The sequence below is a fragment of the Neobacillus sp. KR4-4 genome (genome assembly GCF_042136325.1).
Classification (GTDB): Bacteria; Bacillota; Bacilli; order Bacillales; family Cytobacillaceae; genus Neobacillus.
This window is the reverse complement of the sequence record NZ_JBHHJU010000001.1, coordinates 255,639-278,460: the sequence shown is the minus strand read 5'-3', so window position 1 is coordinate 278,460 and position 22,822 is coordinate 255,639. Positions and strand designations below refer to the sequence as shown.

19 protein-coding genes are annotated in these 22,822 nt (G+C 36.4%); 1 reads left to right on the top strand and 18 read right to left on the bottom strand.

The window, feature by feature from the left end; all coding sequences use genetic code 11:
- Nucleotide 1: 1 nt before the first annotated feature.
- The 7 genes from ACE198_RS01295 to iolG form a co-directional block, all read right to left on the bottom strand.
- Nucleotides 2–985, bottom strand: a complete 984-nt coding sequence (locus tag ACE198_RS01295) for a sugar ABC transporter substrate-binding protein (RefSeq protein ID WP_375374425.1) — start codon at nucleotides 983–985, stop codon at nucleotides 2–4.
- Between the two features lie 424 nt (nucleotides 986–1,409).
- The gene (locus tag ACE198_RS01290; RefSeq protein WP_375374424.1) at nucleotides 1,410–2,420 is read right to left on the bottom strand and encodes a LacI family DNA-binding transcriptional regulator; all 1,011 of its coding nucleotides are present in this window, start codon (nucleotides 2,418–2,420) and stop codon (nucleotides 1,410–1,412) included.
- Between the two features lie 102 nt (nucleotides 2,421–2,522).
- Nucleotides 2,523–3,536, bottom strand: coding sequence for a LacI family DNA-binding transcriptional regulator (locus ACE198_RS01285; protein WP_375374423.1), 1,014 nt, complete (start codon nucleotides 3,534–3,536; stop codon nucleotides 2,523–2,525).
- A gap of 198 nt (nucleotides 3,537–3,734) precedes the next feature.
- Nucleotides 3,735–5,162, bottom strand: a complete 1,428-nt coding sequence (locus ACE198_RS01280; RefSeq protein WP_375374422.1) for an aldehyde dehydrogenase family protein — start codon at nucleotides 5,160–5,162, stop codon at nucleotides 3,735–3,737.
- 66 nt (nucleotides 5,163–5,228) lie between these two features.
- A complete protein-coding gene (locus ACE198_RS01275; RefSeq protein ID WP_375374421.1) occupies nucleotides 5,229–6,182 on the bottom strand; it encodes a transketolase family protein in 954 nt (317 codons plus the stop codon).
- Between the two features lie 4 nt (nucleotides 6,183–6,186).
- Nucleotides 6,187–7,038, bottom strand: coding sequence for a transketolase (locus ACE198_RS01270; protein ID WP_375374420.1), 852 nt, complete (start codon nucleotides 7,036–7,038; stop codon nucleotides 6,187–6,189).
- 155 nt (nucleotides 7,039–7,193) lie between these two features.
- Complete coding sequence (gene iolG, locus ACE198_RS01265; protein ID WP_375374419.1) at nucleotides 7,194–8,210, bottom strand: inositol 2-dehydrogenase; 1,017 nt, start codon at nucleotides 8,208–8,210, stop codon at nucleotides 7,194–7,196.
- 298 nt (nucleotides 8,211–8,508) lie between these two features.
- Here iolG and iolE point away from each other — a divergent pair, with 298 nt between their 5' ends.
- Complete coding sequence (gene iolE / locus ACE198_RS01260) at nucleotides 8,509–9,438, top strand: myo-inosose-2 dehydratase (RefSeq protein WP_375374418.1); 930 nt, start codon at nucleotides 8,509–8,511, stop codon at nucleotides 9,436–9,438.
- Between the two features lie 139 nt (nucleotides 9,439–9,577).
- On the opposite strand, the gene ACE198_RS01255 is transcribed toward iolE, so the two are convergent.
- The 11 genes from ACE198_RS01255 to ACE198_RS01205 form a co-directional block, all read right to left on the bottom strand.
- Complete coding sequence (locus ACE198_RS01255; RefSeq protein WP_375374417.1) at nucleotides 9,578–10,576, bottom strand: Gfo/Idh/MocA family protein; 999 nt, start codon at nucleotides 10,574–10,576, stop codon at nucleotides 9,578–9,580.
- 167 nt (nucleotides 10,577–10,743) lie between these two features.
- Entirely contained in the window at nucleotides 10,744–11,736 is a 993-nt protein-coding gene (locus ACE198_RS01250; protein ID WP_375374416.1) for a sugar ABC transporter substrate-binding protein, read from the bottom strand.
- 267 nt (nucleotides 11,737–12,003) lie between these two features.
- Complete coding sequence (locus tag ACE198_RS01245) at nucleotides 12,004–13,017, bottom strand: zinc-dependent alcohol dehydrogenase family protein (RefSeq protein WP_375374415.1); 1,014 nt, start codon at nucleotides 13,015–13,017, stop codon at nucleotides 12,004–12,006.
- Nucleotides 13,018–13,147: 130 nt separating this feature from the next.
- Nucleotides 13,148–13,978 (bottom strand): sugar phosphate isomerase/epimerase family protein, encoded by an 831-nt coding sequence (locus ACE198_RS01240; protein ID WP_375374414.1) that lies wholly within the window; start codon nucleotides 13,976–13,978, stop codon nucleotides 13,148–13,150.
- A gap of 38 nt (nucleotides 13,979–14,016) precedes the next feature.
- Complete coding sequence (locus tag ACE198_RS01235; protein WP_375374413.1) at nucleotides 14,017–15,003, bottom strand: sugar ABC transporter substrate-binding protein; 987 nt, start codon at nucleotides 15,001–15,003, stop codon at nucleotides 14,017–14,019.
- Nucleotides 15,004–15,057: 54 nt separating this feature from the next.
- A complete protein-coding gene (locus ACE198_RS01230) occupies nucleotides 15,058–16,059 on the bottom strand; it encodes a Gfo/Idh/MocA family protein (RefSeq protein ID WP_375374412.1) in 1,002 nt (333 codons plus the stop codon).
- A gap of 39 nt (nucleotides 16,060–16,098) precedes the next feature.
- Nucleotides 16,099–17,103, bottom strand: a complete 1,005-nt coding sequence (locus tag ACE198_RS01225) for an ABC transporter permease (RefSeq protein WP_375374411.1) — start codon at nucleotides 17,101–17,103, stop codon at nucleotides 16,099–16,101.
- Between the two features lie 3 nt (nucleotides 17,104–17,106).
- Nucleotides 17,107–18,594: a sugar ABC transporter ATP-binding protein gene (locus ACE198_RS01220; RefSeq protein WP_375374410.1), complete on the bottom strand. Its 1,488-nt coding sequence runs from the start codon at nucleotides 18,592–18,594 to the stop codon at nucleotides 17,107–17,109.
- Nucleotides 18,595–18,738: 144 nt separating this feature from the next.
- A complete protein-coding gene (locus ACE198_RS01215) occupies nucleotides 18,739–19,923 on the bottom strand; it encodes a sugar ABC transporter permease (protein ID WP_375374409.1) in 1,185 nt (394 codons plus the stop codon).
- Nucleotide 19,924: 1 nt separating this feature from the next.
- Nucleotides 19,925–21,439 carry a xylose ABC transporter ATP-binding protein gene (locus ACE198_RS01210; protein WP_375374408.1) on the bottom strand — a complete coding sequence of 505 codons (1,515 nt, stop codon included), beginning with the start codon at nucleotides 21,437–21,439 and terminating at the stop codon, nucleotides 19,925–19,927.
- Nucleotides 21,440–21,526: 87 nt separating this feature from the next.
- Nucleotides 21,527–22,645: a sugar ABC transporter substrate-binding protein gene (locus ACE198_RS01205; RefSeq protein WP_375374407.1), complete on the bottom strand. Its 1,119-nt coding sequence runs from the start codon at nucleotides 22,643–22,645 to the stop codon at nucleotides 21,527–21,529.
- Between the last annotated feature and the right edge of the window lie 177 nt (nucleotides 22,646–22,822).

Here is a 22,822-nt window from a genome sequence, read left to right as displayed (position 1 = left end):
GTTACTTTCCTAACAACTTGTTAAGAACCTCTAACTTTTCATTTGCGTTTTCTTTTGTTACAATATCAAGATCTGTAACAATTTTCTTCTCCACTTTTTCTCCACTTAAAGATTTTACGATACTTTCTACGCCTTTATAGCCCATATCATATGTTTTGACAGCAACAGTGGCGCTTAAGTTACCTTGACTAATGGAGTCAACCGCTTCAGTAATACCATCCATTCCCACAGAAACAATTTTTTTCCCTGCTGTTTTACTCGCTTTAAGTGCTCCGAGTGCCATTTCATCATTTGCACCAATAACGCCTTTAATTCCTGGATGCGCCTGTAAAATATCCTCCATGACAGATGTCGCTTTTACCCGGTCCCAATCTGCCGCTTGAGAAGCAACAACTTTTAAACCAGCCTTTTCCAAGGCTTCTTTTGCTCCCTTAACTCTATCAGCGCTTGTTGGTGTTCCTGAAATTCCTTCTAGTATCGCTACTTCGTCTCCAGACTTTATTTTAGAAGCTAATATCTCACCAGCTTTTCTACCTGCGTTGACATCGTCATTTCCGATAAATGTAATTTTATCTTCTGAATCTACATTACTGTCTAAAAGAGCAACAGGAATATTCTTTTCCTTAAATTGCTTTAAAATAGGGATGACGGTTTTGGGTTGACTCGGAGTTAAAACTAAACCGGCAGGATTTTGATTTAGCAAATCCTCAAGCATGTTGATTTGTTCCATATATTTTGTTTGATCATTGGGTGCAATAACGGTACCATCTACATTAAAATCTTTAAACGCAGCATTCGCACCCGCTTCGATAAATTTAAAATATTCAGAATCCAGACTTTTTAATACAACATACACTTTCTTTTTCCCATTATCGCTAGTTTTAGAACTAGTGCTTGTTTGTACTGTATTATCTTTGTTACCACATCCGGCAAGTGAAAGTACTATCACTGTGAGAATTATTAAAGCAGCTGTAAGCTTTTTCATAGCCATCCCCCTTGTAAGTAATAAGCAAAATCCTAGTATTGTTAAAAGTGCGATATTCTTTTTGCTGTCACCTCCTCCCTCAAAAAAGAAAGCGTTTTAATAAATGACAAAAAATAAAATTACAATTCTCACTAAATAACGAAATTCACTTTTTCATTAAATAACATAAGAGGTTAGATTATTAGTATCATAGATAATTCACGCTATTTGATTAAGCGCTTCACCTATTAATAAAAAAATAATCTTAATATAAATCCTCAATATATATTAAGATCATCTGATAACCTAAACTGTTTAAAGTTAAAATATGCAATTTTACAGTTTTGAATTTATTGTCATTATTAAGCGCTTCACTTTTTGAGTTTATTATATTTCAAAATTTTCAGAAAATCAACATGTTTTTCAAGAACAAAAATGAAATAGTTTAGGAACTTACTTTCTTCACCACTTTTGCAGTTGATTCTCTCTTCACTAGTTCAGGCATTAATGTAACCCGTTTTATTGTCTCATTTCTTTCAATCATACCTACCATTAATTCCATAATTTCTTTCCCCATAATCTGTATAGGTTGAGCCATGGTAGTTAACGTAGGAGCAATTAATGTTGCAAGCATCGTATCGTCAAAACCGACGACAGATAATTGTTCAGGAACGGAAATACCATATTCCCTAGCAGCATGAATCGCTCCTATCCCCAATAAGTCATTGCAAGTAAAAATAGCTGTTGGGGGATTAGCATTATTCAAATAGTTTTGTGTAATTTTTTTCCCCCAAACTATACTTATCTCCTTTGCATATTCAACATTCCCTGGTACCTTTATCCCGTGATCTTCTAGAGCTTGTTTATACCCTCTTACTCTCTCTCTATTACTCCATACGTCAAGAGCGATTATTCCTATATTTTCATGACCTAAGCTAATTAAATATGACGTAGCTTGATATCCTCCCATATAGTCGTCTATTGCTACTGTATTAATAGGAATCATTGGAGAATCACGTGCAATAATTGATACAGGAATATTCTCTTCTATTAATTCTTGTACCTTTGTTAGATCCTCAAATCCGGACGCAAGAATAAAACCATCAACACTTTTTTGTTTTAAAAGTGATAAATACTTATTTTCTTTTTCAGACGAATAATCTGTACTACACATAATTAGATTATATCCCCAATTGTTCGCACTATCTTCAATATTTCGTGCTAATTCAGAAAAAAAGGGGTTAGCCAAATCTGGAATTAACAATCCAATTGTTTTTGTTTTTTTTCCCGTCAACGCAGATGCCATTACATTTGGATGAAAATCTAACTTCTTTGTCACACCTAAGACTTTTTTTCTTGTCTTTTCACTGATATTCCCTGTATTATTAATAACTTTAGAAACCGTTGCAATTGAAACACCCGCCTTTTTTGCAACGTCATATATAGTAACTTTCATTTTTTTCCCCACTTTTTAGTTAACATTATATATAGAATTTTTACTGTTAAATTAGTATTACATGGAAGCCAAAAATTGGGTTCACTTAATTTCTTATTTTCCTTAATTTATGTTTATATTCACTCGCCCTGTTGACTTTCTTTCAACCAGTTCAGGTAATAATAATTTCCGTTGTTTCCTTGTTACCGTTCCTTCAATTTCTGAGAGTAGTGACTCTATAGTCTCTTTCCCCATGTCATTGAGAGGTTGTGACATTGTAGTTAAAGTTGGGCTACATATAGTTGCCAAAACTGAATTATCAAACCCTATAATTGATATATCATCGGGAATGGTTAGCCCCCTCTTATGCACTGCCCGCATGGCCCCAATCGCTAAGATGTCATTAAAAGCAAAAATAGCTGTTGGAGGTTGTTCTAAATCAAGAAGTTTTTCTGCTTGTCTTTCACCCTCTTCAAATGTAGCCCTTGACTCTGTCTTAAGCTTTTCATCGTATACTAAGTGATAATCATTTAATGCATTTTGATATCCACGAATTCGTTCTGCACTGCTTTGAACCGTTTCTGTAATAATTGCAATACGCTTATGACCTTGTTCAGCTAGGTAAGCGGTTGCTTGATATCCACCTCTATAATCATCTACTGAAACTGTATTAAGTTGTAATGAATCTATATTATAAGCAACCAAAACTACAGGTATTTTTTGCTCCATTAAATCTTTTATTAAATTTACATTATTAAAACCAGAAGTTATAATAATTCCATCCACTCGTCTTCGGAGCAATAGAGACACGTATTTTTTTTCCTTTTTCTCATTATAATCTGTGCTACAAATAATAATGTTGTACCCTTTCTCATCCGCCCAGTCTTCAACACTCCTTGCAAACTCAGCATAAAATGGGCTCGAAATATCCGGAATAATTAAACCAATTGATTGGGTACGTTTAACGGAAAGTGAGGATGCAACGGAACTTGGATAATATTTCAATTCCTTCATTACATCCAATACCTTTTTCTTCGTTTTCTCACTGTATTTCCCGTTATTATTAATAACGCCAGAAACAGTGGCAATTGAAACACCGGCTTTTTTGGCTACATCATAAATCGTTGGTTGTTGCATAATCTTTCCTCATTTCAAAAAATTCATCTTCTACTATTTAGTATAGCAGTTTTTGAACACAATACATCATAAAAGTTAAACGCTTTACGAAAACAGTTATATACAGAAAGATTCATTGTAGAAATACAATGAATCTCACTGATAAAACCGAATAGTAAATTTTTAATTTTCCCTTTTACGAGTTCCGTAAGCCAAACTTTACCCTTCTACGTTTACCACCACTGTCACCGTTTCAAGAAGCTCCTGGATAGCGTATGCAGGTCCTTCTTTACCATTTCCACTTTCTTTAACACCACCATATGGCATTTGGTCAGTACGGAAACAGCAAGTATCATTAATGATAACTCCTCCAACTTCAAGTAAATGAGGAATTTTATAGGATAAATTTAGATCTTTAGTATAAATTCCTGCTTGCAGTCCATATTTCGAATCATTTACTAGTTCTATCGCGTCTTCAAGGGAGTCATAGAACAGTACTGAAACAACAGGTGCAAATACTTCCTCGTCTAACACCTTCATGCCTTTTTTCACATCTGTTAATACGGTTGGATAATAAATATTACCAATACGCTTGCCACCTGTTAAAATAGATGCACCATTTTGTTGTGCCTCATTTACCCATTCTTCAATACGGATTGCTTCTTTTTCACTGATCATTGGTCCGACATTCGTTTCAGGATCTAGCGGGTCACCCACTCTAAGTTCTGAAACATATTGTAAAAATGCCTCCATAAATTGGTCCTTTACCGATTTCTGAACTAAAATGCGCTGAACCGATATACAAATTTGCCCGGCATTAGCAAATGCCATCTTTGCTAATCTCTCTGCTGCTTTTTCAACTTCCGCGTCACCATGAACGATAGTGGCTGAGTTAGACCCTAGCTCTAATGTTGCCTTACGTAATCCGATTGTTTTTTGAATATGTTTTCCGACTCCAGGTGAACCTGTAAAAGTGTAATGGGCAATTCGTTCATCGTTTAAAAGCTGTTCACCCACGGTACTTCCACCACCAGTTACACATTGAATATAACCTTTTGGAACGCCGGATTTTTCTAATAACTGACATAATTTTATAGCTGAAGTTGCTGTATCTGATGCAGGCTTAATAATTACTGGATTTCCAGCTGCTAATGCAGGTGCTACTTTATGAACTACAAGATTTAACGGAAAGTTAAACGGTGTGATTGCCGCAACAACACCCACTGGTTTTTTTATCGTATATAGAAAACGGCCTTGAACATTGTAATTAGGGATAATTTCACCCACTAATTTTTTAGTTTCCTCAGCAGCCATCTCAAAAGTAGCTATCGATCTATTTACTTCCCCTAATGCGTCTGTGATTGGTTTCCCACCTTCTTGTGCAATAGTGTTTGCAAAGTCTTCTCGGTTCTGTTTGAGAAGTTCTGCAACACGTATTAAAACAGCATGACGAGATTCCGGTGAAAAAGATACCTTTTTATGAGCATAAACCGCTGATTCTACAGCTTTATTTACAAGATCTGGGCTTGCTAAAGACACTTCAGAAAAAACTTCCCCTGAATATTTATTATAAATTTTATACGTTTCTTCAGTAGATACCCATTCGCCATTTATAAACAATTTTTGCTTATCCATTGTTTTTACCATCAGTTTACTCCTATCATATTTTCTATTAAGCGCTTAACTAAATAGGGTGCTTTTTCATTTAAAATATTATTTCCTCTTTATAACTTCTTTGACACGATCTACAATATGATTTACGGAAATTTCATACTTTTGAAGTAGAGCCTCATTCGGACCAGACTCTGAATTACGGTCTTTTACACCAATTCGAAGCATTGGAACTGGCCTTTCTTCTACAAGTACCTCTGCAACAGCACTTCCAAGGCCCCCATAGATGCTGTGTTCTTCTGATGTTACGATAGCACCCGTATCCTCTGCCGCTTTAATAATAGCTTCCTTATCAAGAGGTTTAATGGAAGGCATATGCAAAACAGCTACATTGATTCCTTCCTCCGCAAGTTTTTCCGCCGCTTCAAGAGAGCGGCCTGTTTGCGTGCCCGTTGAAATGATAGTCGCGTCTTTCCCTTCTCTTAATTTAACTGCTTTACCAAGTTCAAACTTGTAATCTTCAGAAAAAACCGCTGGCAGTGGATCCCTTGCAAGGCGAATATACACAGGTCCATAATAATCATTAGCAAATTCCATCATTTTCTTTGTTTCCACACCATCAGCCGGTGCTAGTACTACCATGTTGGCCAGGCTGCGGAAAATCGCAATATCTTCTAAGGCTTGGTGTGTTTTACCTGTTAAGCCAGTTAATAGACCACTATAGGCACCAATCATTTTGACGTCTAGATTTGGCTGTGCAATCTGTACTTGGATTTGATCAATAGATCGTTTAGATAAAAATGCTGCAAAAGTAGTAGCCCATGGCTGTAAACCAGTGGTAGCAAGACCAGCCGCAACGCTCATCATATTTTGTTCTGCTATTCCCATTTGTAAAAATTTTGGTGCATTTTTTTCTGCAACAACATTTACCTTTGTTGATGTCGCTAAATCACCATCCAGCGCAAAAACCCTCGGATCATCTAAGGAAAATTTTAATAAAGTATCTCCAAACACATCACGCATTGCTACCTTTTCTACAGTTTTTAAGTTTGTCATCTTTTTAAACCCCCATTTCGATTTCTGTGATTGCTGCTTCTAGTTCCTTATCATTTGGTACACGTGCATGCCATGAATAACTATTTTCCATGAAGCTTACACCTTTCCCTTTGATTGTATTGGCAATAATAATAGTTGGCTTTCCTTTTATCTGTTTCGCTTCTTTAAATGCCCTATTTATTTGTTCAACATCATGACCATCCACGCTGATTACATTCCAGCCAAATGCCTCCCAACGCTTTTCCGGAGATAATGCAGGGTTTTCTCGCTCTGTTATTGTACCTGCCCACCCATACTGCTGTAGTTTGTTATAGTCCATGATAACAACGAGATTATCTAACTGATATTTTGATGCCACATCTGCAGCTTCCCATACTTGCCCTTCTTGTGATTCACCATCTCCAATCATGCAGTAAGTGCGGAAAGTTTTGTTATTCAATTTCCCACCAAGCGCAATCCCTACCGCAGCAGAGATTCCCTGTCCCAAGGAACCTGTCGACATGTCAACACCAGGCAAAATCTTCATATCTGGATGTCCTTGCAAGCGAGAGTCAATTTCATCAAATGTATTTAATTCATCAGTTGGGAAATAACCACGTTGTGCAAGCACAGAATATAGCGCGATAGCTGAATGTCCTTTTGATAAAACAAAACGATCACGATCTACCCAATGAGGCTCTGCAGTATTGATATTCATTTCTTCAAAATATAAACTTACAAGCACTTCCACAGCAGACATTGGGCCCCCCACATGACCCGCTCCAGCATGATGAACAGTTTTAAGGATAAGTTTTCTTGTTTCAGACGCTCTCTGCTTTAACATTGACACTCTTTCTTGATTGAGTAACATACTCATTTGAATTCCTCCTTAATATATAGAACAATTTTACCTAAGCGCTTAACTAAATGTGTGAAAATGTGGATGCTAATATCTTAGCATCCCACAGATAAGAAAAAAGTGAATATTTAGTTCGGATATGTGTACGTATTCACCCGCAGTTTATTCCACAATCAATTCAAAACTTTTCTTCTAATTTTAACAGGTTTGCCTGTTTCAAGAGATTCTTTTGCAGCTTTTGCAATTAACTCAGCCTGAAGTCCATCATTACCTACGCAAACAAGGGGTTTATCATTTATTACTGAGTCTATAAATGCATGTGTTTCTATCATGTACGCTTCTTTGTAACGGTCAAGGAAGAAATGTTTTAACGGATCTTTAATTACCCCATTTGAAGTGCTAATTTCTACATTTGTAGGGTGTTCGTTTTGAGCTGATACACTACCGTTCGAACCAAAAACCTCAAGTCTTTGATCGTAACCATATACCGCTTTACGGCTATTGTCTATCACACCAATTGTACCATTTTCAAACTTTAAAACAGTTAAGGCTGTATCTACGTCACCCAGCTCACTAAAAATAGGATCAATTAGATTTGCGGCTTGGACATATACTTCCTCAACCTCACTCCCTACAACGTATCGAGCTAAGTCATAGTCATGAATAGCCATATCAAAGAACAAACCTCCAGAATTCTTGATATAATCAGCCGGAGGCGGCTCTGGATCACGGGCTGTAATTTTTAAAATATGAGGCTCTCCAACTACACCATTTTTAACTGTATCATGCACCTTTTTAAAATTCGGATCAAAACGTCGGTTAAATCCAACCTGTAATTTAATACCTGCTTCTTTAACAATCTCCAGAACTCTTTGTGTTTCTTCCACTGAAAAACTGATTGGTTTTTCACAAAAAATATGTTTTCCAGCTAGGGCTGCTTCTTGAATAATAGAAATATGAGTGCTTGTTGGAGAACAAATAAAGACTGCATCAATTTCAGGATCATTCAGGATGTCTTGATAATTCGTTGTAACTGTTTCAATTCCAATTTGTTTTGCCCATTCTTCTACGCTATCAATATAAATATCTGAAATTGCCTTAATTCTAACATTGGACAGCGGAGCAATATTTGTCGCGTGCAAACGTCCAATTCTACCGGCACCTATAATGCCAATTGTAATTTTCCCCATAATAAATCTTCCTTTCTATAACTATTACATTAATTTAGTTAAGCGCTTCTCTTAATAAATTCATTATAGACTATATTATTTACTTTTGAAAGTGTTTTCTTTATTTTTTTCTGAAAGTTTCCACAAACACTAGTCCCTTCAATCCCTTCTAATATATAAATATTTTAAACTAAAATTATTTATTGCATAACCAAATCAACTAGTATAATATATATAGCATAGGTTAAGCGCTTAATTTTTTATTCGTTTAGGATACAAAAATACTCTTGATAAATCCAATAAAAGAGGAGGCAATCTAATGACGCATATCCCCTTCAATTTAGGTATTCATCCAATAAATTGGGTTGGTGAAGATGTCTTAGAACATGGTGATCATTATTCCTATCAACAAGTAATGTCTGAAATCTCATCTCTGGGATTCAAAGGAACTGAAGTAAGTAGAAAGTTTCCGAAAGATCCGCAGGAGCTGAAAAAGGCCCTTTCGGATTATAATCTTCAATTAACTACTCAGTGGAAATCTGTATTGTTTTCTGATCCAAAGAACCATAAAACTGAATTACAAGCCTATCAAGAACATGTTGAATTTTTAAAACCATTTGGCTGTAAGGTTGTAAGTACTGCGGAAATCGGCGGATCCATCCTTAATCAAGATCCAAGACGTGGACAGGACGAAACTGAGGTTTTACGTTTAGATGAAGATGGTTGGAAGTATATGGTAGAGGGATTGAATAAAGCCGGTGAAATTTGTCGTGATAACGGCATGTACCTTGTGTATCATCATCACGCAGGTACTGTGGTGGAGCAACCAGAAGAAATTGATAAATTAATGGAAATGAGCGATCCAAATCTAGTTCATTTGTTATTTGACACTGGCCATGGGTATTATGGTGGCAATGATCCGTTGTCCTTATTAAAAAAGTATTACAATAGAATCAAATATATTCATCTAAAAGATGTCCGACAAGAAATCCTTAATCAGGCACGTCAAAATAAGTATAGTATAAGATCATGTATACAGAATGGTATGTTTACAGTACCTGGGGATGGTTGTTTAGACTTCAAGCCTATTTTTTCAGAATTATTTGAACGAGGATACAATGGTTGGGCTCTAATTGAGGGAGAACAGGATCCATTAATATGTAATCCATATCAATACGCACAAAAGGCAAAAACACACATTGAAGATATTTTTAATAGTTTACAAGAAGAAAAAACATCCATTTTTTAAAAGTTTTTATTTTAAAAGATAAATAAAGATAAAAAGGCGGTTGAAAATCAGAGAAAACGATTTTCGACCGCCTTTTTTTATGCTTTTTATTTTCTTGTTCTAATCTTTGAAAATAAAAGGGTATAATGAGAAAATTTTTTTAATGATTTAATAAATTCTGTGTAACAGAAGATCTATTTAAGGACTCATACCCTTTTTCAATATAATGTATCACCTTTATTGAATCTTCAATTGAATATCTTGGTTGGCAGCGATTAATAATGCAATCATGTAAATGTTCTACTTGATTTAAATATTGATCATCTTCGTAAGCTTCATATAAAACCGTCTGATTATTAAGGTCTTTAACAATCACTTTTCCGGATTTATCTAGCGATGCATCAGGACGGAAGGCTGAATCTACTAGAATTGTTCCTTTTGACCCGATAATTTCGTACCGATTGATCATTGGTAATTCCATACTGGCTGTGATCTCGGCTGTACGTCCTTGTTCATCTATAAAAATACAAGTAGAAAGTGTATCTACTTTATATTCCGGATGAATTTTGCCTGCCATTGTTACTTTTGTTGGTTTCATTCCAATTATCTGACTCATAGCATGAACACCGTAACATCCTACATCACGCATGGCTCCTCCACCAAGTTCAGGGTTTAATCGGATATCGTTACAATCTTCCAACATCCAGGAAAAATGAGCCTTTATATGTAAATAATCTCCAATATAATTAGATTCAAGCAATTCTCTTACTCTCTGATGCTGTTTATGGAATTGATACATAAAAGCTTCCATAAAAATCACGCCATTGTCCAATACAGCCTTTTGAATGTCTTTCATTTCTTCTACGTTTAATGCAGCCGGTTTTTCTAGTAAGATATGCTTTCCCTTTTTTGCGGCTTTGATAGCCCACTCTACATGGAGCGCATTTGGTAAAGGAATGTAAACCGCGTCAATGGCGGGATCATCAAGCAACTGATCATATTCCTTATAAATAGTTGGTATATTGAACTTCTCTGCACGTCCCTCGCTTTTACTAGCAATCGCCACTACTTCAGCACAATCTGAACGCCTTAAAGCAGGCAGAACTTGATCATAAGCGATGTTTGCTGCACTTAAAATACCCCATTGAATTTTTTTCATATACTTTCAGCTCCCTATTAATCTCGAAATTAGTGAACCCCTACCAATTTGCTCCCAAATTCTTCTTTTTAACAAATTACACTATATATCATGGCTGGGCTTCCATAATATAGATAGAAAGAGCAGCCTTTGTTTATCAACCGCTCTTTCACATGTAATGTTAAAGACTACTTGTCTAAAATGCTTTTAACTTTCTCTAATTTTTCTCCAGCATTTTCTTTTGTGATCACTTCTATACTGCTGTCAATATTTTTCTCAACAGTTTCTCCTTTAATCGCTTTCAATGCATTTTCAACGCCTTTATATGCCATATCATATGGTTCTTGGGCCACAGAGGCGGTTACATCTCCTTTACTAATCGACTTTAAAACATCACTTGTTCCGTCAATACCGATAATTGGAATATTTAAGTTACGGGCCTTGACTGCTTTTAAAGCACCTATAGCCATTTCATCATTTGCTGTAAAAATGCCTTTAATATCCGGGTTGGCCGTTAGAATATTCTCCATTACAGTAACAGCTTTCACACGGTCAAAATCAGCTGCTTGGGAAGCCGTAATCTTAATGCCTTTTTCCTTCATAACATCTTCTACACCTTTTACCCTTTGCTCATTTACGTCTGTTCCTAACACACCTTCAAGAATGGCAATTTTATCACCTTTTGATAGTTTTTCAGCTAAAAATTTACCGGCTTCCTGTCCTGCCGTGTAGTTGTCAGTACCAATGTACGCTGTTTTTCCGTCCCACTTTAAGTCTGTATCAATAAGAATAACTGGAATATCTTTTTCCTTGTATCTCTGAAGAACTGGGATGGCCGCTTCAGTGCTTGGCATGACAACTAATGCATCCGGCTCTTCATTGGTTAAATCCTCCAAAATATTAATAAGCTTTTCTGTTTCTGTTTGCGTTGTAGCTGCAAGAAAAGTCCCATCTACCCCTAAATCCTCAAATGCTTGTTTTGCCCCTTTTTCTGCCAACTTAAAATACTCTTGATCTAACCCTTTTAGTACAACCGCAACTTTTGGTTTGCCGCTATCCTTTTCTGTCTTGTTTCCGTTCTCATTAGAAGCAACCTTACTACTTTCCTGTCCTCCGCATCCAGCTAGTAGTAACATAGCTGTCAGCAAGGTAATAGCAGTTATCATCAATCGATTTTTCATTATTATCCCCCCGGTAGAGTTTATCTTTTCTATATAAATTTCTTTTAATTTTTTTGACACAACTCATGGCCTTTCTTCTCTTTATGTCTTTAGGGCTAACCCTCACGACTTTGCTTTCAAGCGCCTTTTTATAAGCTTTTGGCAAGGCACTGTAAGAGAAATGGGCGAAAGTCTATGCATAAATTCTCTGACTTGGGCAGTTTTTTTCCATGCCAAATAATTTATGTAGATTTATATATTTTGTAAATCTATTGTTTGTATTTATTATTACAATGGATAGACTATTATTTTAATTGCCTCTCCCTTTCTCATTGTTTCGATTCCTTCTTCTAGTTTATCTAACGTAATTTTATGAGTAATCAAACTATTTAAATTTAGGATGTTCGACTCTAAAATTTTCACGACTTTAGGAAAATCATAATTTTGAATAAATGTTCCTTTTACAGTGATTTCGTTTCTTGTAAGATCATATTGTTTAATTTGCGGCTGTGCATGCTCATTCATTCCAACTAAAAGGATCTGTCCCCCGCTGCGAACAAGATTTATGCACTGATCAAATAATACTCCTACACAGTCGATGACAACATCTGCACCAACCTTGGTTATTTCTTTTACTGTTTTTACGAGATCCTCGTTCTTTGGATTGAGAACATGAGTGGCCCCAGATAGCTTTGAATAGTTTAGTCGATAGTCCGAAAAATCAGCACAGATGATTTTTGCTGCGCCCGCAGCTTTTAATACTTGCGTAAACAGTTGTCCCATTGGACCTGCTCCTATAATTACAACACTCTCACCAGGCTGGACATTTACTTTTTCGCTGCCATTGACAACACATGATAACGGTTCAGCTAAAACAGCTATCTCAGGAGCGATTTCTTTTGAAATCTTGAACACATTTTTGGAAGGAACAACACTATAGGAAGCCCAACCACCGTCAAGAAAAATCCCGAGAGTAGAAGAATTTTTACACAAGTTTGGTCTGCCAATTTGGCAATAATGGCAGGACCCGCAAGTAGTAGTAGGATCAACAATTACCCGATCACCGATATTCACATTTCTCACATCTTTACCGGTTTCAACTACTTCCCCTACATATTCATGTCCCTGAATAACACCCGGTGTCGCTGGATGACCTGGCGGGTCTGATAAAATGTGAACATCCGTTCCGCAAATACTTGCTGCCAATACCTTAATTTTTACGTCTAAATCCGATTTTAAAGTTGGTACTTCCCTTTCTTGTAAAGCTAAATTCCCTACCTTTTCGAATACTCCTGCTAACATACATGTTCCTCCGTTTTAATAATGTCATTTGTTTTCCATTGATGTATTTCCAAAAAAATACAAATTGATATAAATATATTTTGATAATTTTACTAATGTTGTAGTACTCAAAAACTATGATTTATAAGATTTATTGAAACCATCTTTTTAAATATACTAGAGACTCCTCAGCATATTTATACATCCATTGCATATTATCTCTTCCTTTATCAGCGCTGAAAGGATTGGCACCAGGAGTATTGCATTCAACCACAATGGTACGATTATATTTCAGGCTCTGTAGTTCAGAAAAAATGTGTTGAAAAGGCAGTTGGCCTCTCCCCAATGCTTGACGGTTATTGTCTGCAACATGCACTACTTCTACCATCTCACATATTCTTCTAAAAGGTTCTACCATATCTTTTTCTTCAATATTCATATGGTACGTATCTAAGAGCGTCTTAACTAGAGGGTGATTAATTTCATTTACGAATCGATAAGCATCATCAGCTGAATTTACAATACAGCTTTCATAACGATTTAATGGTTCAATAATTAGCTTTACATCTAATTCAGAAGCTTTTTCAGTTAATTGATGAATCGAGTCGACTGCCCATCCCCAATCTTCTTTTCCATTTCCCATAGGAGCAGATTTGCCGACAGCGGAAGGACATACAACTAAATATCTCCCATTTACATTATTAACTGCTTCAATTTGTCTTTTAAAATATTCAATCGCGTTTTTTCTATTAACAGGATTTCTATTGGCTAAATCTTTATTTTCATCGGGCCAGCCAGCATCCCCTGTTAAACCACTTATTTTCAGATCCAATTCCTTTGTTAATTGATTTATATAGTGCGGATTATTTACTGCAAGACTAGCATGAAGTTCTACTGCATCATAGCCAGTATCTTTTACAAATTTCGCAACTTTTTCAATAGGTTCTTCTCCGAATGTCCAGCTACAAATTGATAACTCCATCCAACTTCCACCTCAAATTTTATATTCCGACACCTTGATCACTTTCCAAGATACCCATTAATTTTCACAATTTCTTCTTCTACATTTTCTTTTGTGACCACATTTACACCCGTATCGATTCTTTTTTCAACCTTTTCGCCTTTTTTGGTTTTATAAGCTGCTTCGACTGCCTGATAACCAATTTGATAAGGCTGCTGCGCAACATTTGCCAACATTTTGCCGTTTTTAAGGGCATCAAGGCCATTTGGCGTACCATCGAATCCAATAATTGGAATGTTTGTATTACCCTTATTCTCTAGAGCTTTACTAGCTCCTAACGCCATTTCATCTGAAGTTGCAAACACAGCTTTAACATCAGGATTGGCAGTTAATATGTTTTCCATAACACTAACTGCCTTTAAACGATCGCTTTGTGCATCTTGAATAATAAACTCAATATTTTTACCTTTTAATGCTTCCTTAAAACCATTTGTACGGTCATCATGTGTCTTGCTCCCTAATTGCCCGCGGATAATGGCTACTTTGTCACCATCTTTAAGTTGAAGGTGCTTGCTTACAAATTCTCCTCCGAGCTTCCCTGCTTTATAATTCTCGGTTCCGATAAATGAAACTTTCTTTTCAAATTTCGCATCAGCATCCGCCAGTATAACAGGAATATCTTTTTGGTCTGCGCTATTCAAAGCAGGAAGAATAGCTTCAGCCTGACTTGGCGCTACTATTATCGCATCTGAACCAGAAACAACCAGATCTTCTATCATTTTGTTTTGTTGTTCATATTGTGATTCCTCGGGTGGTCCAAAAAATTGAACCTCCACGCCGAGTTCTTTGGCAGCATCTTTTGCACCGGCCATTACGATTTTCCAATATTCACTATTCAGCGTCATCAAAACAACGCCAAATTTATAGCTATCTTCCGAACCATTAGCCTTTGTTGCGCTATCTCTCGTGCTGCTGCTAGAGCAAGCAGATAGTATGGCTAGAATCAACATTGTTAAAATTAATAGAATATGTTTATAATATTTCATCTTTTTTCTTCCCCCTTATTATTTACTATTTTCCTAGGAGCTTTTTGGGACTTTTTATGATGAAACTTTTACATATGAATTTCTTTCAATCGATTGTAAACACATTTCAATCGCCTGCATGTTTTGAATCGTCTTTAGATCGAAATCATTTGGATAATTTCCATCTAGCACCCACTGAGAAAATGCTTCTACTTGAAGGACATATTGCTGTCCCACAATTTTCTCTTCCCTCGATTCCCCATTTTCTTTACTAACGATAACCAACCCTTCACCATTAAAAAGATTCGGCAAATATGCACGAGGGACCTCAATTTTGCCTTTCGTTCCTATTACCTCATAATGATTTCTTAATACTTGTTCCATAGAAGCATCAAATAATGCAGTAAGCCCGTTATTGAGTTTTACAATTCCTTGTACAGACATATCCACCTTGTATTCAGGATGGTGCTGTGCTGAAACAAAAACCTCTTCAGGAGTAGCGTTAAGGATATTTCCAATAGAGTGAAGGCAATAACAACCTACATCATATAAACTGCCACCTCCTAAAGCCGTACTTCTTCGAATATCATGTTCAATCCCGTGAAGAAAAAACGAAAAGCTGGCTCTCATTGACTTAACCTCGCCAATCTCACCTGAAACAATAATCTCTTTGACTCTTTGATGCTGCGGATGAAATTGATACATAAAGGCTTCCAAAAACATAACGCCATATTCCTTGCAAACATCTATCATTTCTTGTGCTTCTTTAGCTGTTAATGCCGCCGGTTTTTCACAAAGAATATGCTTTCCTTTTTTAGCGGCCTTTTCGGCCCATTCGCGGTGAAGCCCATTTGGCAAGGGGATATATACTGCATCAATATTCGGATCTTCTAAAAGCTCTTCATAGGTTGGATAAATAGTTTTAATCTTGAATGTTTCCGCCACATTGTAAACTTGACTGTTTGAGCTTGCTATTGCAATAACTTCAGCATTTTGTGCATCTACAAATGCAGGAAGCAAATGATCCTGTGCAATTTTGGCAGTGCTTAATATACCCCATCGAACAATCTTTCTCATATACTAGCTCTCCTTTTTACATTTTTAAAAGTTCATAGTCTATTTTTTGTCCCCTTTACGACGAAGCACATCGACATATACTGCCGCTATAATTACTAATCCGATGATGATTGTTTGCAAATCAGATGAGGTCCCCAATAAGTTTAGACCATTACGTAAAACGGCAATAATCATCGCTCCAATTAGTGTTCCCCATACTGTGCCAACACCGCCAAAAAAGCTTGCTCCACCAATGATTACTGCTGCGATTGCGTCTAATTCGTACGATAATCCGGCAATCGGCGATGCAGAATTCGTTCTTCCAATTAAAACAAGCCCGCCAAGAGCTGCCATAACCCCGCTTATTGTATAAACAAGAATTAAAATCCGATCAACAGGAATACCTGAAAGTCTTGCGGCTTCCTTATTACCGCCAATTGCATAAATATATTTACCGGTTGATGTACGAGTCAGAAACATATGAAAACCGATACAAGCTACAATTACCAGCAGGAAACTGACAGGAATGATTCCAACATTTTCTTGACCTACAAAGTTCATGGCATAAGAGAAACCAAAGATAGGTGAAGCTCCAGTGACAATTAAAGCTAATCCACGGAAAATGTTCATTGTTCCCAGTGTTGAGATAAACGGATGCGGCAAACGCAATTTCGTCAACAGGATTCCATTTAGCCAACCTGCCAATGCTCCAATTCCAAGACAAACAATAATCGCTAAGATTGGGCTCATTCCCCAAGTTACCGTTACAATACCTGCACTAATAATCGCAAATGCAAGGATAGATCCGACTGACAAGTCAATTCCGGCAGTTAAAATAGGCAATAACATTCCCAAAGATAACAATGCGTTAATGGATGATTGTCGTGCAATATTCATTAAATTGTCCGCTTTCAAGAAACTCGGTGTAAGAATTGAAAGAATTACACATAGGCCGACTAAACCAAAAAGTGCACCAAACTTATTAATAATAAATCTCCAATTTCTTCTCTCCTTTAAAGCAGGATTAGCTTTTGTTCCAAATTCTAGTGAACGCTGTTCCATCATTAATCATCCTCCCGTTGCAGCTTTCATAATAACTTCTTGACTTGCTTCACTTCGTGCTAAATCACCTGTAATTCTTCCTTCGTGCATAACAAGAATGCGATCACACATACCGAGAATTTCGGGTAGCTCAGAAGAAACAATAATGACACAAGCTCCCAATTCGACCAATTCATTTATGAGATTATATACTTCAACCTTAGCACCAACATCAATGCCGCGAGTTGGTTCATCAAAAATGAAAACTCTAGCTTCAGTAAACAGCCATTTTGCAATAACAACTTTTTGCTGATTACCCCCACTTAAATTTCGAGCCATAAGATTGATATTATTGGGTCTTATTTTTAAATCTTTAACGTATTTATTTGCTACTTCCTTTTGCTTTTTATAGCTAATTAACCCCTTCTCCTTGACTCTTCGTAGTTTAGCTATTGTTTTATTAAAGATTAGAGTTTGATCCAGGAAAAGTCCTTCTCCTTTTCTATCTTCTGTAATAAAGGCAATTCCAGCATCAATAGCGTCTTTCGGCTTTCGAATAATCTTTTGTTCACTGAATACATGGATTTTTCCAGAGTCTATGAGATCAGCTCCGAAAATCCCTCTCATTAATTCAGATCGTCCTGCTCCCACTAATCCGGATATACCAAGAATCTCTCCTTGATAGGCAGTAAAGTTTATCTCGTGAGGTGAGTCTTTCAGTTTAAGATTCTCTACTTTTAATCCTTCTTTCCCTCGCTTAAATGCTTTTTTTGGATATTTTTGATCAAGGGAACGTCCTACCATTAATTCAATCATTTGATCGACAGAGGTGTCTTTTACAGGTACGGTAGTAATTTTAGTACCATCTCTTAAAACCGTAATTCGGTCACCAATATGCTTGATTTCTTCTAGCCGGTGAGAAATATAGACAAACGTCATTCCCTGTTCCCGTAAATTTTCAACAGTAGATAACAATTGATCAACTTCTTGTCCACTCAAACTGGCAGTAGGTTCATCCATAATTATTAGTTTGGCATCCAAAGAAAGCGCCTTCGCAATTTCGACTAATTGCTGCTGTCCAATACCCAGGTTACCTACTAATTCATCTGGATTTACTTTTTGACCGAGTCTTTCCATTAGTTCTTTTGCTTTTTCTTTCATTTGGGCACGATCAAGAAGAGAAAAACGCCCTCCTTTCTTTCGTTCATGACCCAAATAGATATTATCTGCTATCGAAAGTTGAGGTATAAGGTTTAGTTCTTGATAAATAGTGGCAATTCCAATATTGATGGCATCTTTAGGTTCCGTTATGTTCGCATTTTTTCCTTCCCAGTTTATCTCCCCTGTATCCTTAGAGTAGGCACCAGTCAAAATTTTAATAATTGTCGACTTCCCAGCGCCATTTTCCCCCAAGAGCACATGAACTTCACCTTTTTGAATATCCAGGTTAATATTATGCAAGACTTGAACTCCAGAAAATGATTTACTGACATCTTTCATTTCCAGTAACTCCATTAGCTTCCCTCCTAACTGCTACTCAACTATTCAATCTATGAAATGTTTGATTTACATACAAATTTATGTTAAGCGCTTCACTAAATAGTTTTATTGTCACATTTCAAATGATAATTTTATAATATTTACTTCTTCTTTCGATACCTACGCTTTTTTATTTTTAGAAGCATTATCGAACCATACCGCTAAAACAAGAATCGATCCCTTGACAATGTATTGCCAAAAGGCATCTATATTCAATAAACTCATCCCATTATCAAGAGTCGCCATTATTAAAGCACCTAAGATGGCACCATTCACTCTTCCCCGACCGCCTGCCAAACTTGTTCCACCAATTACCGCTGCTGCTATTGCATCAAGTTCCATCATATTACCTGCACCTGGCACCCCAGCGTTTAAACGTGCTGACAATATAATACCGGCAAAAGCGGCGATTAAACCATTTAAAGCAAATACAATTAAAACCACTTTTTTAACTTTTATTCCAGAATATCTAGCTGCCTGTATGTTTCCACCAATTGCATAAATACTTCTTCCGAATTTTGTTTTTTCAGCTATAAACGTATACAAGATAGCAAACACTAACATAAAAAATACTGGAATTGGAATACCTCTATAAGTATTCATTAATATAACAAAAACTGAAATTAACCCTGCTATTAAGATAAGTTTCCAAGTAAACAGTGGCATGGGTTCTAACCTTAAATTATATTTCACTCTTGATTGCCGCTTTCTTACAGATAACACCACTATCGTAACAATCGCAATTAACGCTACAAATAGTCCTACATTGTTATTTATATAGGCTTGACCTAGAATTTGATAACTATTATTCATGGGAGCAATCGTTACTCCCTTTGTGATACCGAGTAATATTCCACGGTAGATCATCATCCCACCAAGTGTAACAATAAAAGCAGGGATATTAAGATAAACAGTAGCAAAGCCATGAATAATTCCAATAATTACACCAAAAACTAAAACCACAGCGATTGTCGGGAGTGTTCCCCACCCTTCCCATGCCATAAAGACTGCGGCAAGCCCACCTGATAAACCAACGAGGGAACCCACAGATAAGTCAATATTCCCCGTTACGATAACAAGAACCGCTCCTGTCCCAAGTAAAGATACAACGGACATCTGCATTGCTAAGTTAGAAAGATTACGAGCAGATAAAAAGACCCCGTCGGTAAAAAAGGCAAACATGATCATAATTACTACGAGACCGATAAGCATTGTATAAGCCCTAATATCATAACTTTTCTTTTTTAAGTCTATTGTTTGTTCACTTTCAAGGCCCTTTGTTGGAGCTTTCGTGATTGTTTCCATCTTACTTACCTCCCGTTGCGTAATAAATAATTTTTTCTTGGCTAGCTTCTTCTATACTTAATTCTGCTGAAAAGTTGCCCTCCGTCATCACGTATACCCGATCACTCATCCCTAATACTTCTTCTAATTCAGAAGAAACCATAACCACGATGACCCCTTTATCCACGAGATCATTCATGATTTTATAAATCTCATATTTTGCTCCAATGTCGATCCCGCGTGTTGGCTCATCTAAAATCAATACCTTTGGCTCCGTCATCAACCATTTTCCAATAACAACCTTTTGTTGGTTTCCTCCACTTAAATTATTGACAATGGTTTCAACGCCAGATGTTTTTATATTCAACATTGAAACGAACTTATTTGAAATGGTTACTTCTTTATTTTCGTTGATAATTAACTTACTAACTGCATCCAAACTTGCCATTGAAATATTTTGTTTTATATCCATGTCTAAAACAAGCCCTGAACCTTTACGATCCTCAGAGACAAGGGCAATTCCATTTTTTATGGCATCAAACGGGTTATTAATGGTTACTTTTTTTCCTTCAAGGTATATTTCACCTTCTACTTTTCCAGGAAATGCCCCAAAAATACTGGAAACAAACTCTGTTCGTCCCGCACCCATTAGACCCGCAATCCCAACAATTTCACCACGATAGGCCTGAAAAGTAACATTATCAATAATCTTCTTATTTATTTTACTTGGATCATATACAGTAAAATTTCGGATTTCAAATGCAAGTTCCCCTCTAGAGTGTTCAACACGGGGAAATAGTTTATCAAGCACCCTGCCAACCATCATGTAAATAAGTTTGTTTTTATCGATTTTCTCCGCAATCTCCGTACCGATATACTGGCCATCTCTTATTGCTGAAATCGAATCTGCTAGACTCATAACTTCATCAAGTTTATGGGAAATATAAATGGATGTAACACCCTGTTTTTTTAATTTCTTAATAATACCAATTAATATTTCACTTTCTTTTTCCGTTAGAGCAGATGTCGGTTCATCGAGGATTAATAATTTTGCATTTTTTGAGAGGGCTTTTGCAATTTCAATCAACTGCTGTTGTCCAACCCCAAGATTGCCCACCTTTTCTTCTGGGTCCACACGAAGTTCTAGCTGTTCTAAAAGTTGTACAGTTTTGTTATACATATCATCCCAGTTAATCACACCCAAATTATTGGGTTCATTTCCGAGAAAAATATTTTCCTGTACCGATAATTCCTGAACAAGTGCCAACTCTTGATGAATGCAAACAATACCTTTCTCTTCTGCATCACGAATTTCTTGAAATTGCTGGACCTGTCCATTAAAAACAATTTCTCCACTATAAGTTCCATATGGATATATTCCACATAACGTTTTAATTAACGTTGATTTTCCAGCACCATTTTCTCCGCATAGTGCATGGATTTCTCCTCTTTTAACCTTAATATTAATATCACTCAATGCTTTGACCCCGGGAAATTCCTTTGTAATCTGTCTCATTTCCAGAATGTAATCACTCATATAGTCACCCCTATCCCATTGTGAAAAAATCGCTGCCTAAGACACCAAGTACAATCCCTAGGCAGCGTTTTCATTTTTATTTATTAATTATTGCTTTGGCCGTTGATCCTTTGGAACATCTTTATATACCTCATCCATTTTGTGGAATCCATCTTTGATAATAGTCGACATGATATTGTCTTTTGTAACTGTTGTTACATCCATGAGAAACGTGGTTACGTCTTTCGTACCATTATCTACCTTTCCAACATGTCCATGCTGAATATTACCTGATACCATATTTTCTACTGACTTCTTATCACCTTTGGCTAAGTTATAAACAAGCTCCATAGCAGTTGAATTTAAAATTTGTGTCGGTTTATATACAGTACTTGTCTGTGTGCCTGCTACAATTCTTTGTAAAGCTGCAATGTCTGCATCTTGTCCAGATACTCCTACCGTTCCAGCCAAGCCTTGAGCTTGTAATGCTTGAATTGCCCCACCTGCTGTTCCGTCATTAGATGCTAGTACAGCGACCACATTATTATTTGCAGCTGTTAATCCATTTTCAGTATTCTTCATTGCTTCCGTCGGATCCCACCCCTTGGACCATTGCTGTGTAACAATTTTTATGTCACCTTTATCGATGTATGGTTTTAATACTTTTTCCTGTCCATTTTTAATTAAATGTGCATTGTTATCTTCAGGGCCACCTAAAATCGAAATATAATTACCTTTTGGGTACTTTTCTACAAGAGCTTTTGCTTGTAATTCTCCTACTTTCTCATTATCAAAAGTTATATAATAATCCAAATCCCCATTTCTAACTAATCTGTCATAAGCCACTACAGGAACTCCAGCATCATGTGCCATCTTTACTACAACACCTGATGAGTCACCATCTTGTGCGGAGATTAATAGGGCATCGATACCTTGTGATAACATGTTCTGTACTTGCTGTATCTGCTTGTTGGGATCTTCCTCACAGGACTGAACTAGTAATGAGAAACCATGATCAGCAGCATATTTTTTAGCCATATCTACTTCTTTTTGCCATCTTTCTTGTTTAGTAGTACCTATTGAAAATCCAACCACAATTTTTTTGTTTTTATCTTTCGTAGTAGCTTTCTGATTACTAGTACCAGTGTTAATCGCGCTACACCCAGTTAAAAAAACTGACAAAACTAACATACCTACAAAAAGCGATTGAAATAATTTTTTTAACATTTTAATCCCCACACTTTCCTTATTTTTATTAAAAAAAGATAGTAACTATATTATGTTAATTATAGAAACTTCTTGTTAAGCGCTTAACAAAATCACAATATATAAAAATACTATAAAATGCTATGTTTATAGCTATCTTTGCTTATGTTATGTTTCAATTATTCCTGCTCTTTTGCA

Coding starts and splice junctions, on each gene's coding strand:
- ACE198_RS01295 (WP_375374425.1), bottom strand. CDS start 985: ATGAAAAAGCTTACAGCTGCTTTAATAATTCTCACAGTGATAGTACTT.
- ACE198_RS01290 (WP_375374424.1), bottom strand. CDS start 2,420: ATGAAAGTTACTATATATGACGTTGCAAAAAAGGCGGGTGTTTCAATT.
- ACE198_RS01285 (WP_375374423.1), bottom strand. CDS start 3,536: ATGCAACAACCAACGATTTATGATGTAGCCAAAAAAGCCGGTGTTTCA.
- ACE198_RS01280 (WP_375374422.1), bottom strand. CDS start 5,162: ATGGTAAAAACAATGGATAAGCAAAAATTGTTTATAAATGGCGAATGG.
- ACE198_RS01275 (WP_375374421.1), bottom strand. CDS start 6,182: ATGACAAACTTAAAAACTGTAGAAAAGGTAGCAATGCGTGATGTGTTT.
- ACE198_RS01270 (WP_375374420.1), bottom strand. CDS start 7,038: ATGAGTATGTTACTCAATCAAGAAAGAGTGTCAATGTTAAAGCAGAGA.
- iolG (WP_375374419.1), bottom strand. CDS start 8,210: ATGGGGAAAATTACAATTGGCATTATAGGTGCCGGTAGAATTGGACGT.
- iolE (WP_375374418.1), top strand. CDS start 8,509: ATGACGCATATCCCCTTCAATTTAGGTATTCATCCAATAAATTGGGTT.
- ACE198_RS01255 (WP_375374417.1), bottom strand. CDS start 10,576: ATGAAAAAAATTCAATGGGGTATTTTAAGTGCAGCAAACATCGCTTAT.
- ACE198_RS01250 (WP_375374416.1), bottom strand. CDS start 11,736: ATGAAAAATCGATTGATGATAACTGCTATTACCTTGCTGACAGCTATG.
- ACE198_RS01245 (WP_375374415.1), bottom strand. CDS start 13,017: ATGTTAGCAGGAGTATTCGAAAAGGTAGGGAATTTAGCTTTACAAGAA.
- ACE198_RS01240 (WP_375374414.1), bottom strand. CDS start 13,978: ATGGAGTTATCAATTTGTAGCTGGACATTCGGAGAAGAACCTATTGAA.
- ACE198_RS01235 (WP_375374413.1), bottom strand. CDS start 15,003: ATGAAATATTATAAACATATTCTATTAATTTTAACAATGTTGATTCTA.
- ACE198_RS01230 (WP_375374412.1), bottom strand. CDS start 16,059: ATGAGAAAGATTGTTCGATGGGGTATATTAAGCACTGCCAAAATTGCA.
- ACE198_RS01225 (WP_375374411.1), bottom strand. CDS start 17,103: ATGATGGAACAGCGTTCACTAGAATTTGGAACAAAAGCTAATCCTGCT.
- ACE198_RS01220 (WP_375374410.1), bottom strand. CDS start 18,594: ATGGAGTTACTGGAAATGAAAGATGTCAGTAAATCATTTTCTGGAGTT.
- ACE198_RS01215 (WP_375374409.1), bottom strand. CDS start 19,923: ATGGAAACAATCACGAAAGCTCCAACAAAGGGCCTTGAAAGTGAACAA.
- ACE198_RS01210 (WP_375374408.1), bottom strand. CDS start 21,439: ATGAGTGATTACATTCTGGAAATGAGACAGATTACAAAGGAATTTCCC.
- ACE198_RS01205 (WP_375374407.1), bottom strand. CDS start 22,645: ATGTTAAAAAAATTATTTCAATCGCTTTTTGTAGGTATGTTAGTTTTG.